The organism is Aliarcobacter thereius LMG 24486 (genome assembly GCF_004214815.1).
Taxonomy (GTDB): domain Bacteria; phylum Campylobacterota; class Campylobacteria; order Campylobacterales; family Arcobacteraceae; genus Aliarcobacter; species Aliarcobacter thereius.
The window spans coordinates 212569-225409 of sequence record NZ_CP035926.1; the positions used below are offsets into that span (position 1 = coordinate 212569).

General features: G+C 27.9%; 13 protein-coding genes. 11 read left to right on the forward strand and 2 right to left on the reverse strand.

What is annotated here, in order from left to right; translation table 11 throughout:
- Positions 1-13: 13 nt before the first annotated feature.
- Entirely contained in the window at positions 14-1135 is a 1122-nt protein-coding gene (gene tgt / locus ATH_RS01180; protein WP_066182601.1) for a tRNA guanosine(34) transglycosylase Tgt, read from the reverse strand.
- Between the two features lie 81 nt (positions 1136-1216).
- Here tgt and ATH_RS01185 point away from each other — a divergent pair, with 81 nt between their 5' ends.
- Both ATH_RS01185 and murC read left to right on the forward strand, forming a co-directional pair.
- The gene (locus ATH_RS01185; protein ID WP_228140826.1) at positions 1217-2653 is read left to right on the forward strand and encodes a COG3400 family protein; all 1437 of its coding nucleotides are present in this window, start codon (positions 1217-1219) and stop codon (positions 2651-2653) included.
- Positions 2650-3954, forward strand: a complete 1305-nt coding sequence (murC, locus tag ATH_RS01190) for a UDP-N-acetylmuramate--L-alanine ligase (protein WP_066182606.1) — start codon at positions 2650-2652, stop codon at positions 3952-3954. Before ATH_RS01185 ends, murC begins: the two co-directional genes overlap by 4 nt.
- A gap of 23 nt (positions 3955-3977) precedes the next feature.
- Here murC and ATH_RS01195 read toward each other — a convergent pair whose 3' ends face one another.
- Entirely contained in the window at positions 3978-4877 is a 900-nt protein-coding gene (locus ATH_RS01195; RefSeq protein ID WP_066182610.1) for a LysR family transcriptional regulator, read from the reverse strand.
- 118 nt (positions 4878-4995) lie between these two features.
- On the opposite strand from ATH_RS01195, the gene ATH_RS01200 reads away from it, so the two are divergent.
- The 9 genes from ATH_RS01200 to ATH_RS01240 all read left to right on the forward strand — a co-directional run bounded on the left by ATH_RS01200 (position 4996) and on the right by ATH_RS01240 (position 12823).
- Positions 4996-7050, forward strand: a complete 2055-nt coding sequence (locus tag ATH_RS01200; RefSeq protein WP_066182613.1) for an ATP-dependent helicase — start codon at positions 4996-4998, stop codon at positions 7048-7050.
- Positions 7051-7059: 9 nt separating this feature from the next.
- On the forward strand, positions 7060-7926 hold the full coding sequence (gene truB / locus ATH_RS01205; protein WP_066182615.1) for a tRNA pseudouridine(55) synthase TruB: 867 nt from the start codon (positions 7060-7062) through the stop codon (positions 7924-7926).
- Positions 7919-8686, forward strand: a complete 768-nt coding sequence (locus ATH_RS01210) for a 4-(cytidine 5'-diphospho)-2-C-methyl-D-erythritol kinase (protein WP_066182618.1) — start codon at positions 7919-7921, stop codon at positions 8684-8686. Before truB ends, ATH_RS01210 begins: the two co-directional genes overlap by 8 nt.
- Positions 8673-9146, forward strand: coding sequence for an SsrA-binding protein SmpB (gene smpB, locus ATH_RS01215; RefSeq protein WP_165595838.1), 474 nt, complete (start codon positions 8673-8675; stop codon positions 9144-9146). The genes ATH_RS01210 and smpB overlap by 14 nt, the downstream gene beginning before the upstream one ends.
- Before the next feature lie 152 nt (positions 9147-9298).
- Positions 9299-10768, forward strand: a complete 1470-nt coding sequence (ccoN, locus tag ATH_RS01220) for a cytochrome-c oxidase, cbb3-type subunit I (protein WP_066182621.1) — start codon at positions 9299-9301, stop codon at positions 10766-10768.
- 15 nt (positions 10769-10783) lie between these two features.
- Positions 10784-11449 carry a cytochrome-c oxidase, cbb3-type subunit II gene (ccoO, locus tag ATH_RS01225; protein WP_066182623.1) on the forward strand — a complete coding sequence of 222 codons (666 nt, stop codon included), beginning with the start codon at positions 10784-10786 and terminating at the stop codon, positions 11447-11449.
- 9 nt (positions 11450-11458) lie between these two features.
- On the forward strand, positions 11459-11683 hold the full coding sequence (locus ATH_RS01230) for a cbb3-type cytochrome oxidase subunit 3 (protein WP_066182626.1): 225 nt from the start codon (positions 11459-11461) through the stop codon (positions 11681-11683).
- A 1-nt stretch (position 11684) separates the two neighbouring features.
- A complete protein-coding gene (locus tag ATH_RS01235; protein ID WP_066182630.1) occupies positions 11685-12578 on the forward strand; it encodes a c-type cytochrome in 894 nt (297 codons plus the stop codon).
- Positions 12578-12823 (forward strand): DUF4006 family protein, encoded by a 246-nt coding sequence (locus ATH_RS01240; RefSeq protein ID WP_066182633.1) that lies wholly within the window; start codon positions 12578-12580, stop codon positions 12821-12823. The genes ATH_RS01235 and ATH_RS01240 overlap by 1 nt, the downstream gene beginning before the upstream one ends.
- Positions 12824-12841 lie beyond the last annotated feature (18 nt).

Below are 12841 nucleotides of genomic sequence, written 5' to 3' on the forward strand. Positions count from 1 at the left end.
ATCAAAAAAAAGTTTATTTCGCTCTTTTAGCGTAAAACTCATTTTTGAACTCTTGCCATTTGTTTTCCAAAATAGCGACTCTTGCTTGATTCATAAGATTTAAATAGTAGAAAATATTATGAATTGATGCAAGTCTAAAATAAGTTATTTCACCAGCTCTTAAAAGATGATTTAAATAAGCTCTTGTAAAATTTTTACAAGTAAAACAAGAGCATTCTTCATCTATTGGTAATATATCTTCTTTGAATTGTGCTTTTTTTATATTTAATCTTCCAAAGCTTGTAAATAAAGTACCATTTCTTGCATTTCTTGTAGGCATAACACAATCAAACATATCAATTCCACGTTCAATATTTTCAATCAAATCTTCAGGTGTTCCAACTCCCATAAGATATCTTGGTTTGTTTATTGGCATAAATTGTGTTGTCCACTCTACTGTATCATACATATCTTGATTTGGTTCACCAACACTTAATCCCCCAATAGCAAATCCATCAAAATCTTCTAAAGCACAAAGTTGAGTTGCACTAAGTTTTCTAAACTCTTTGCTTGTACCACCTTGAATTATTGCAAAAATATTTTGATGTGTTCCAATACCTTTTGATTTTTGTTCCATATGATAAGAGATTGCTTCTTTTGCCCATTTTGTTGTTCGTTCTATTGACTTATTTATTCTTTCATCTGTATTTGGAAGAGCTACTAAATCATCTAAAATCATCATAATATCACTGTTTAATTCATACTGAGTATCCAAAACACTTTTTGGTGTAAAGTAATGTTTACTTCCATCAATATGTGATTTAAACATTATTCCATTTTCATCTGGTTTCGAATTATCACTTAGTGAGAAAGCTTGGAAACCACCACTATCAGTTAAAAAAGAGTTTGAAAATTTTGAAAAACCATGAAGTCCTCCAAGCTTTTTTATTATTTTACTACCAGGTCTTAGGTATAAATGATAAGTGTTTCCTAAAATGATTTTTGCACCCATTTTTAATAAATCTGTTGCATCAAGAGCTTTTACAGTTCCTTGAGTTCCAACAGGCATAAAAACAGGAGTTAATATTGTGCTATTTGCTGTTTTAATTGTACAAGCTCTTGCACCTTTTGAAGTTGCGTCAATTTTAAATTCCATAAATTTTATAAACCTTTTTTTAAATAAGAATATATTCTATCTAAAATCTACTATTAAACTTTTTAAGATATAATTTTGCCTATGAAAAAAATATTAATAATACTAGATGGGATTGTTGCAAAGAAGTTATTACACAGAATTGTAGAGTCAAATACGGGCGATAATAGTTACGATGTAATCTATACAAATGATGTGATTTTACCTCTTACTAAACCTAGCAATTTTACTTTTTATAAATTTGATCCAACATCAAATTCAAAATTATCTATGGTTTTAGATAAAGATGTTCATAGTGAAGTTTTAATGGCATTGAATTCAAAAGATGAGATGCTAAGTACAATTAAAATTATTAGAGAATATAAGAAAAATCTTCAAATCACTATTTTGGATTATTGGGGAATAAGTATAAAAGATCCTATGGTAAATGTCTATAAAGGAATAGATGTTTTAGCAAATGGAATGGTTGAAAGACTTCCAAATGTACCAGTTTTAGCACAGAATATTGGACTAAAACAAGGTGAGATTATGGAGATTAAAATTCCATTTGGAAGCTCTTATGCTTATAAATCTGTTGCAACTTTAGAGCATAAAGATTGGAGAATCTTTGGTATTTATAGAAATCAAAAACTATTAGAACTAAGAAGAAGTTTAGTAATAAAACCAAATGATATTATTTTAGTTATTGGAAAACCTAGTGTTTTGATGAATATTTACAATGTTATAGGAAAGACTCAAGGTCAGTTTCCTATGCCATTTGGAAGCAATATATATTTATATTTAGATCTATATTTAGAGTGTGAAGATAGTTTAAAGCTTCTTATAGATGGTACAAAATATCTAAATGAAAAACTTAAAAATTCACTTTTAATAGTAAGAATTACAAGACCAACAACACCAAGTATAATGACATTTATAAAAGAAAATTTAGAAGAGTCAAGATCAATTATTATTCATATTGATTACGCAAATAGAGGATTTAAAGAGTTATATAAAGAGGATAATAGAAGATATAATATAGGTCTTCTAACTCCCTGTTTATCAATGTTTAAAAATAAAAATTCTTTATCTGATATTTTTGAGACAAATACACCTATTTATAAAGTAGGATTAGAAAATTTAAGAGCTGCAAAAAATATTGCTGTTGTTTTAAATGATTATTCTTCATATGAACAAATTGCACCAATTGTATTTGATTTGGCAAGTCAATTAAAATTAAAATCAAAAGTTTTTAATCATGATCCAATAGGAGAAAAAGATAATCAAGATGAGCTTTTAAATAATTATGAAAATATTGCAAAAGTATTTAATGAAAAAGTTGAAATAATAAGTGGAGATAGTAATCCAATTAGAGAGCTAAGAAAACAAGAGTATATATTGCAAGTTCTTCCTTTAAAAGAGAAGATGTTTAGAAAAAGAAGTTTCTTTAAATTCATATATACAAATAGTGATTTAGTTGCATTTGATATGCAAAAATTTAATCAAATTCTAATACCAATAGCACAAGAGGAAAAAAATTGAGAGTTCATTTTATAGGAATAGGTGGAATAGGTCTATCAGCATTAGCTAGACTTTTAAATTTTGATGGGCACGAAGTAAGTGGTTCTGATATGAAAAGTTCACCTATTACAAAAGAGTTGATAAATGAAGGCATAAAGGTCTCTTGTCCACAAGAATCAAAAAATATTAGTAATGATTTAGATTTGGTTATATATTCAGCAGCTGTTACAGATGAAAATCCTGAATTAATAGAAGCTAGATTAAAACAGATAAGAACATTGAGTAGAAAAGAGGCTTTACCAATAGTTTTAGGTGATAAAAAGAACTATTGTGTTGCAGGTGCTCATGGAAAATCTACAACAACAGCTATTTTGGCAACAATTCTAGAAAGTAGTGCATTAATTGGTGCAATTTCAAAAGATTTTGGATCAAATTTTAGATATGTAAATGATGTTGTGGCATTTGAAGCAGATGAATCAGATGCATCTTTTTTATTATCAAATCCATATTGTGCAATAGTTACAAATGCAGAACCTGAGCATATGGAGTATTATGCTTATGATTATGATAAATTTTATGGAGCATATGAAAAATTTATTTCTATGGCAAAAAAAAGAGTTGTAAATGCAGAAGATAAAGATATAAAAAAATTAAAAATAGAAGATGCAACATATTTGTATCCATCAAAAGATATTAAAAATCTTTGTTACACGATAAAAGATGGGCAACCTTGTACTAAATTTACTTTAAAAGAGTATGGAGAGTTTGAAGTTTGGGGCTTTGGTTTTCATATTGCATTAAATAGTTCTTTAGCAATATTAGCTGCTTTAAATGAACTTGATATAGAAACAATTAGAAAAAATATTCTAAATTATAAAGGAATAAAAAAGAGATTTGATATTGTTCAATCAAATGATAAATTTGTTGTAATTGATGATTATGCACATCATCCAACAGAGATTGAAGCAACTATGAAATCTGTTGAACTTTATGATAATCTAACAAATTTTAATAATAGAATAGTTCTTTGGCAACCACATAAATATAGTAGAACAAGTGATAATCTTGAAGGTTTTAAAAAATCTTTTAAAAGATGCGATGAGCTTATTATTCTTCCAATCTGGACAGTCGCTGGTGAAAAGAAAATCGATATAAATTTTGAAAAAGAATTTGCTTCATATAATCCAATTTTTGCAGATAGAGTTGTTGCTTATGAAGGCAAAATAGAACTTATAAAAGATGATAAAATAATAAAAACTTATGATGAGGGGATATTTTTAGGTGTGGGAGCTGGAGATATTACTTATCAATTAAGATACTAAAGAGTTTAGCTCTTTAGTTTTAGCTATTGTTTAACTTTTAATAAATAATCAACAACATTTTCTATAAAAGCATCACTTTTCCTATCTTTTCTATATGCAATATATAATTTTCTTAGCATTTTGTGGTTTCCAATTCTTGATTCAAAAAGTGCACCTGATTTTAGTAAAGATTCAATAGCATTTCTTGAAACAACAGAAACGGTTGGAGTTTCATCTTTATTTGAGTGTAAAACAGTTTGAACAATTGTTGTTGCACTTGTAACTTCACTTGTTACATTAAAAGTATCACAATCAGGATAATTTGCTTTTTCAAGATTCTCTTTAAAAATCAATCTTGTGCTAGATTCAGGATTTCTACAAAGCCATTTATAAGAGATTAGATCTTCAGCTTTTGCTTTAAGAGGAAGTTTTTGATTTGAAAAAATTACAATTTCATCTTCCATCCACTCTCTATAAATAATATCATCATTTTGGATAAGATTCTCAACAAGTGCAATATCAATCTTTTTATCCAATAAATCTTCTATTGCTTCGTGAGAAACTGAAACATTTATAGATACATCATTTTGGATATTTTCTTTTAGATTATTTAAAAATCTAGGAAGAATATAGTTTCCAATGATAAAACTAGCACCAAAAATAAAAGTTGTATTTTTATTCATAATTTTTAAAATATCTTTTTCAGCACTACTTACACATTTTTCAATTTTTAGAGCAATAGAGTGAAGAATTTGACCCTCTTTTGTAAGTTTTATACCATTTTTCTTTCTATCAACTATTTGAACATCTAAATAATCTTCAATAAATTTCATCTGTTGAGTAACAGCTGGTTGTGAAATCCCTAATTTAGCTGATGCTTTTGAAAATGATTTCTCCCTTACAACAGTTAAGAAAGTCTCTAATTTAGCAAAATCTCTAAGCATTTTTTTCTCCAAAAATAATTTATGATAATAATAACATTTATTTATATATAAAATAATTAAGAGATATAAATTAATTTATATAACTTATGCTATAATCTTAACTTATTGGAGAAAAAAGATGTCAGAAAATTTATTAATATCATTAAATGAATCACAGAAAATTGCAGCTCAACATATAGATGGACCACTTTTAATTCTTGCAGGTGCAGGAAGTGGAAAAACAAAAACTATTACAACAAGATTAGCATTTTTAATCTCTATTGGAATAGATCCAAAATCTATATTAACTCTAACATTTACAAATAAAGCAGCGAATGAGATGAGAGATAGAGCTTTTGCAAATCTTGATACATCTAAATTAAATACTCCACCACTTTTATGTACATTCCATAAATTTGGACTACTTTTTTTGAAATTTCATATAAATGAATTAAATAGAAAAAATAATTTCATAATCATTGATACAGATGATAAAAGAAGAGTTTTAAAATCTATAAACAAAGATATTCCATCTGCACTATTAGGAAGTGAAATATCAAAATATAAAAACTCAATTCAAACACCAAGTGAAGTAAAAGCACAAGCTCAAGGTAGATTATATACAGAGATCGCAGATATTTATGAAAAATATGAGGAGCATCTTTTAAAAAATAATCTTGTAGATTTTGATGATTTACTTTTATTGCCTTATAAAATATTAAAAGATAATCCTAAAATAGCAGAAAATACAAGTAATAAATATCAATATATAATGGTAGATGAGTATCAAGATACAAATGAGTTGCAATATAGACTTCTAAGATTACTTTGTACAAATCACAACAATCTTTGTGTTGTTGGAGATGATGACCAATCAATTTATGGTTGGAGAGGTGCAACTATTAAAAATATTCTTAACTTTACAGAGCATTTTTCTAATACAATAGTTGTAAAACTTGAAGAGAATTATAGATCAACAGATACTATTTTGTTTCATTCAAATGCTTTAATTGAACACAATCGAGATAGACTAGGTAAAAAACTAATAGGAACAAAAAATAAAGGTAATTCAATAAAAGTTTATGAATCTCAAGATGAAAATGAAGAGACAAGAAAAATAATTGAAGATATTAAAAAGCTTATTTTAGAAGGAGAGAGTCCAAATCATATTGCAATATTATTTAGAGTAAATGCTCTTTCAAGGTCACTAGAAGAAGGCTTCAATAAAGCAGGTTTAAATTATAAACTTGTTGGTGGAATGAAGTTCTATGAAAGAACAGAGATAAAAGATTTAATAGCTTATTTTAGAATTCTTACAAATTTAAGTGATAATTTTTCTGTAAAAAGAGTAATTAATAAACCAAAAAGAGGAATAGGTGCTACAACAATAGATAAACTTGAAACAAAGGCTGAAGAGTTAGATATATCTATTTTTGAAATGATACAAAAATTAAATTCAGATGAATTAAGTTTAGTAGTTGGTAAAAAGAATGCAAGAACAATAAAAGTTTTCGAAGCCTCAATATTAGATTTAAGAGAGCTTATAAATGAATCAAAGATGAGGTTTCTTGATAGTTTTGAAGAGACTTTTGATTATAGAGCATCTTATGATAATTTACCAGATGGATTTGAAAGACAAGCAAATATAGATGAGTTTTATGGATATATAAGAGATTTCTTTATTCAAAATCCATATTTGGATTTAAAAGATTTTCTAAATGAAATTGCTTTAGAGAGTCAAAATGAAGAGTACATAAATGAAGCTGTTTCTATGATGAGTATTCATGCTTCAAAAGGTTTAGAATTTAAACATCTATTTATAATTGGGCTTGAAGAAGGATTTTTCCCAATAATTGGAGATGGAACAGACTTAGAAGAAGAGAGAAGATTAGGCTATGTTGCATTTACACGAGCTATGGATAATCTTACTTTATCTTTTGTTCATTCAAGATTTTATAAAGGGAAAAGAGCTCAACTAAATAAGAGTAGATTTTTGGTTGAGAGTGGATTGATAAAAGGAAGTTTAGTGATAGAAAGAACTTCTGGATTTAAAAAAGGTGATATGGTGAATCATAAGATTTTTGGACAAGGAAGAGTTGAAAAATCTGTAAATGCTGGTAAAGATTATAAATTAACAATAAACTTTGGTGGACAAAAAAGAGATATTTTATCATCATTTGTAGAGAAAAATTAAGGTTTAGATTTGCAAAAAAGAGTTTATGAAAAATATGAATTAAATAAGTTATTTGTAGTAAATAAACCAATATTTATTAGTTCTAATTTTTATTTAAATAAATTTAAAAGATTATATAAAAATAAGAAAGCAGGTTTTAGTGGAACTTTAGATCCATTTGCAAAAGGTTGTTTGATAGTAGCATTTGGACAATATGCTAAGCTTTTTAAATATTTTAGAAAAACTCCAAAAAGATATAGAGCTGTAATTTGGCTTGGAGTTAGCTCAGAATCTTTTGATATAGAAAGAGTTTATGATATAAAATTAGAGGAAAAGCTAGAACAAAGTTTTATAGAAGAACAATTAAATAATCTTGTAGGAGATTTAGAATATATTCCCCCAAAGTTTTCAGCAAAAAGAGTAAATGGATTAAAAGCTTATGAATTAGCAAGAGACGGTATAGACTTTGAATTAGAAAAATCCATAATGAAAGTTTTTGATATCAAGTTTTTAAAATATAATCATCCTTTTATAAGCTTTGAAGCAAGTGTTAGTGAAGGTTCATATATAAGATCTTTAGCTCAGATATTTTTAGAAAAGATTAAACTTACAGGAACTTTATCATATTTAGAAAGATTAAGTGAAGGTGAGTTTAAATTCCAAAATCACAAAGAGTTAAATCCTCTTGATTTTTTAGATTTAGAAAAGAATATTTATACAGGTACAAAAGAGTGGCTAGATGTAGGAAGAAAGATATCTATTGATTATATTGAAAATAAAAAAGATGGAAAATATATAATAGAATTAGATGATTTTTTCTCTATTATTGAGATTAATAGTAGAGATGTAAAATATCTTTTAAATAAAATACCAAAACAAAAGGTGAACAATGACTAGGAAATCATATGCAAAAGTTAATATATTTCTTAAAATTGTTGGTAAAAAAGATTCTTATCATCAAATTGCTTCAAGATTTGTGTTAGTAAAAAATCTTTTTGATGAGATTAGTTTTTTAAAAAAAGAAGTAGATAGCTTTACATTGGAAGGAAATTTTTCTTGCTCCTTAGAAAAGAATACAATTTATAAAGCTTATAAAGAGTTAGAAAAATATAAAAATGTAAAAGAGTTTTTTAGAAAGCATATTGTAAAAATAGAAAAAAATATACCAGAATTTGCAGGATTAGGTGGTGGAAGTTCAAATTGTGCATGTTTTTTAAATATGGTAAATGAAGTTTGTAAGTTAAATTTAGAAAAAGAAGAACTTGCAAAAATAGCTTTAAAAATTGGTGCTGATGTTCCATTTTTTGTTTATGAATATAATAGTGCAAATGTAAGTGGAATTGGAGAAATAGTTGAAAACTTTATTGAAGATAGTTTAGATATTGAAGTTATAACTCCAAGAATTGCTTGTGATACAGGGCTTATTTATAAAACTTTTAGGGCTTATTTTTATAAAGAACTAGATAAAGTTAAGGCTAAAGAGCTTTTTGGTACAAATTCAAAAGATATATTAAAACAATATAATATTGAAGATGCAAATGATTTATATCTTCCAGCTTCTTTCTTAAATCAAGATTTGAAGAACTTTGCAAAAAAAGATTGGTTTTTTAGTGGAAGTGGAAGTTCATTCTTTAGGATAAATAGTGGCAAAAATTAAAGAAAAAAAGAATTTATTGTTTAGAAATAAAAAAGCTTATTTTGATTTTACAATACTTGATACAGTTGAAGCTGGAATTATGCTTGAAGGAAGTGAAGTAAAAGCTATTAGAGAAGGAAGAGTAAATTTAAAAGATTCTTTCGTAAGAATAATAAAGAATGAAGTATATTTATTAAACTCTCATATATCACATTTAAGTACAGCTCATGTAACTTATAGACCAGACGAAAGAAGAGCAAGAAAATTACTTTTACATAGAAAACAAATTAATAAAATGTATGAAAAAGTAACAAAAGATGGAATAACATTAGTTTGTACAAAACTATATTTTAATAGTAAAAATATGATTAAAGTAGAAGTTGCTACTGCTCAAGGTAAAAAGCTTCACGATAAAAGAGAATCTTTAAAAGAAAAAACTTTAAAAAGAGAGACTCAAATAGCATTAAAATCTTATAAATAAGATAATATTTATCTTTATTAAATGCTACTTAATTGCTTCAAATCGTTAATTAATTGTTAATTTTTTTGTTCCTTTTAAGTTTCTCTTAGATAATATTTTGACTAATGAGTGACATATTGTGACTTGTATATAAATTTTGTAGGAGGAAATTGATGCAAAACAGTGCACATATTGAGTATGACTACTCTGTTGCTAAGTATTTTACATTTGCGACAATCTTGTTTGGTATCATTGGTATGACAGTTGGTGTTGTACTTGCTTTTCAATTAGCTTTTCCAGAGCTAAACTATTTAGCAGGAGAGTATGGTACATTTGGTAGATTAAGACCATTACATACAAATGGAGTTGCATTTGGATTTACACTAAGTGGTATCTTTGCTGGATGGTACTACATCTCTCAAAGAGTTTTAAAAGTATCATTAAAAGAGTCACCTTTTTTAATGTTTATTGCAAAACTACACTTTTGGTTATATTTCATAACAATTCTTTTAGCTGTTGTTACACTATTCATGGGTATTACAACTTCAAAAGAGTATGCTGAATTAGAGTGGCCTTTAGATATTTTAGTTGTTATTTGGTGGGTTTTATGGGGTATTTCTATTTTCGGAATAATTGGAATTAGAAGAGAAAGAACTTTATATATTTCTATTTGGTATTTTATAGGTACATTTATTGCAATTGCAATGTTATATCTATTTAACAATATGGAAGTTCCAACTTATTTTGCTTCAGGTGGTTATGGTTCATGGATTCACTCTGTATCTATGTATTCAGGTACAAATGATGCTATTGTTCAGTGGTGGTATGGGCACAATGCTGTTGCATTCGTATTTACTACTCCGATTATTGCATTAATTTATTATTTCTTACCAAAAGAATCAGGACAAAATATTTATTCTTATAAATTATCAATCTTAGCATTCTGGGGATTACTATTTGTATATTTATGGGCTGGTGGACACCACCTTATTTATTCAACTGTTCCAGATTGGATGCAAACTATGGGTTCTGTAATGTCAGTTGTATTAATTTTACCATCATGGGGATCTGCTATTAATATGCTTTTAACTATGAAAGGTGAGTGGAATCAGTTACAATCTAATACTGTAATTAAATTTATGATATTAGCATCAACATTCTATATGTTAACAACTCTTGAAGGACCAATTCAGTCAATTAAATCTGTTAATGCTATTGCACACTTTACTGATTGGATTCCAGGACACGTACATGATGCTGTTTTAGGTTGGTTAGTGTTTATGGTTATGGCAGCATTATTTCATATGGTTCCAAGAATGTATAAAAGAGAGTTATACTCTAAATCATTAATGGAAACACAATTTTGGTTACAAACTGTTGGTATCATCCTTTACTTTACATCTATGTGGATTGCAGGTATTACTCAAGGTATGATGTGGAGAGCTTATGATGAGTATGGTTCATTAGTTTATTCATTTATTGATACAGTTACAGTTTTACATCCATACTATACAATTAGAGCGGTTGGTGGGTTAATGTACTTAATTGGATTCTTTATGTTCGCATACAATATCTATAAAACAATTAGATGTGGTAGAATTTTAGATAAAGAACCAGCAAATGCAACTCCAGTAGCTGCTTAAGAGAAAGGAGAAAAAATGTTTCATTGGTTAGAACAAAGACCGTTTTTCTTTGCGGTAATGGTATTTATATTTGTTGCATTTGCAGGAATTATCGAGGCAATTCCTGATTTTGCAAAGCAAAGTCGTCCAACAGTTGGGACTAAACCTTATTCAGTTTTAGAGCTTGCAGGTAGACATGTATATATAAAAGATTCATGTAATGCTTGTCACTCACAGTTAATTAGACCATTCAAAGCTGAAACTGATAGATATGGTATGTATTCTTTATCTGGAGAATATGCTTATGATAGACCATTCTTATGGGGATCAAAAAGAACAGGACCAGATTTAATGAGAGTAGGAAACTATAGAACAACTGACTGGCATGAAAACCATATGTGGGAACCTAAAGCAGTTGTACCTGGAAGTATTATGCCAGCGTATAGACACCATTTTAGTAATATTGCAGATTTAGAAACTGCATATGCGGAAGCTGTTACAATTAAAAAAGTATTTAATACACCTTATGATCAAGAAGGTATGCCAACTCTTGGAACTTGGGAAGAAGCAAAAGCTAATATGTTAGCTGAAGCTCAAGAGATTGCAAGTGGTATGAAAAATGAAAATGTAAAACAAGCTGTTGCAAATGGTGAGATTCCTGAAATTGTTGCATTAATTGCATATTTAAATTCTTTAAAATAGAGGTTTATTATGGAATATGAAACACTAATAACGATTCAAGGATATGCTAAATTCTTTTTGGTTTTGATTGTATTTATTCTTTTTTACTCTTATGCATATTCAATATACAAAAGGGATAGAAAAGGAGAGAGAGATTTTGAAAAGTATTCTAAGCTTGTACACGATGATTCTAGTGTTTCAGAACCTCTTGAAAAAAGAGAAAAAGAAAAAGATATAGGTAATAAGGAGAAATAACATGAAATCTATGGTTATAGGTGGAATAATTCTTATCATCGCATTAATGGCAGGAACTTACTTTGTTGCAGGTGATGCTTTTGATACAGGTGATTATATTAATACATTAACATTTTTAGGGGCAGCTGCTATTATTACAATTAGTACTTTTGTAGTTCTAAAATATGTTAATCAAATGAAAAGTGATAAAGCAAGTGGTGAGCTAGCTGATGAAAACTGGGATGGAATTGGGGAATATAAAAATCCTATTCCAGTTGGTTGGGGAATAGCTTATATTGGTGTAATTATTTGGATGTTTTGGTATTTACTTTTTGGTTATCCGACAAATGGATTTTCACAAATTGGTCAATGGAATGAAGAAACAATTGATTATAACGCTAAATTTGAACAAAAATGGCTAAATGCAGATGAATCAACTTTAAATGCAATGGGACAATCACTATTCTTAGTACAGTGTGCTCCTTGTCATGGTGTTGATGCAGAAGGTATTGATGGAAAAGCTCAGAACTTAACAAAAAGAATGAGTAAAGAACAAGTTGAATATACAATTAGAAATGGTTCTAATCATTTAGTTAGTGCTTATCCAGGTGGAATGCCTCCAATGATGTTACAAGATGATAAAGAAATTTCTGAAGTATCAACTTATGTAGCAAATGGGCTTAAAGGTAATCAACCAGATGCTTATGCAACTTGTGCTGCTTGTCACGGAGATAATGGGGAAGGTATGCCTTTTGTTGGACCAAACATTAAAACTTATGATAATGATGTAGTTCTTGCAGTATTAAAAGATGGTAAAAAAGGGCTTATAGGACATATGCCAAGCTTTAATGAGAGATTAAACGAGACTCAAGAAAAAGCTTTAGCTTCATTTATTAGAAGTATAGGAGAAGAATAATGTCAAATAATACACAAATGAATGAAAATGAAAGAGGAATCTTTAAATTACATGGAATTACTGGTATGTTAATAGCAGTTGTACTACTTTTAACTATTCTTGTAGTTTTAGTATTTAATGGAATTTTAGTTCAACAAAGAGAAGCTACAAATGCTTACTCTATTAATCAAGATATAAATGCTATAAAAGCAAATAGCAAAGAAAATTATAAACATTACCAAATTGGTAATTCAACTAAGGAGTAGAATATGGATAAAATAATT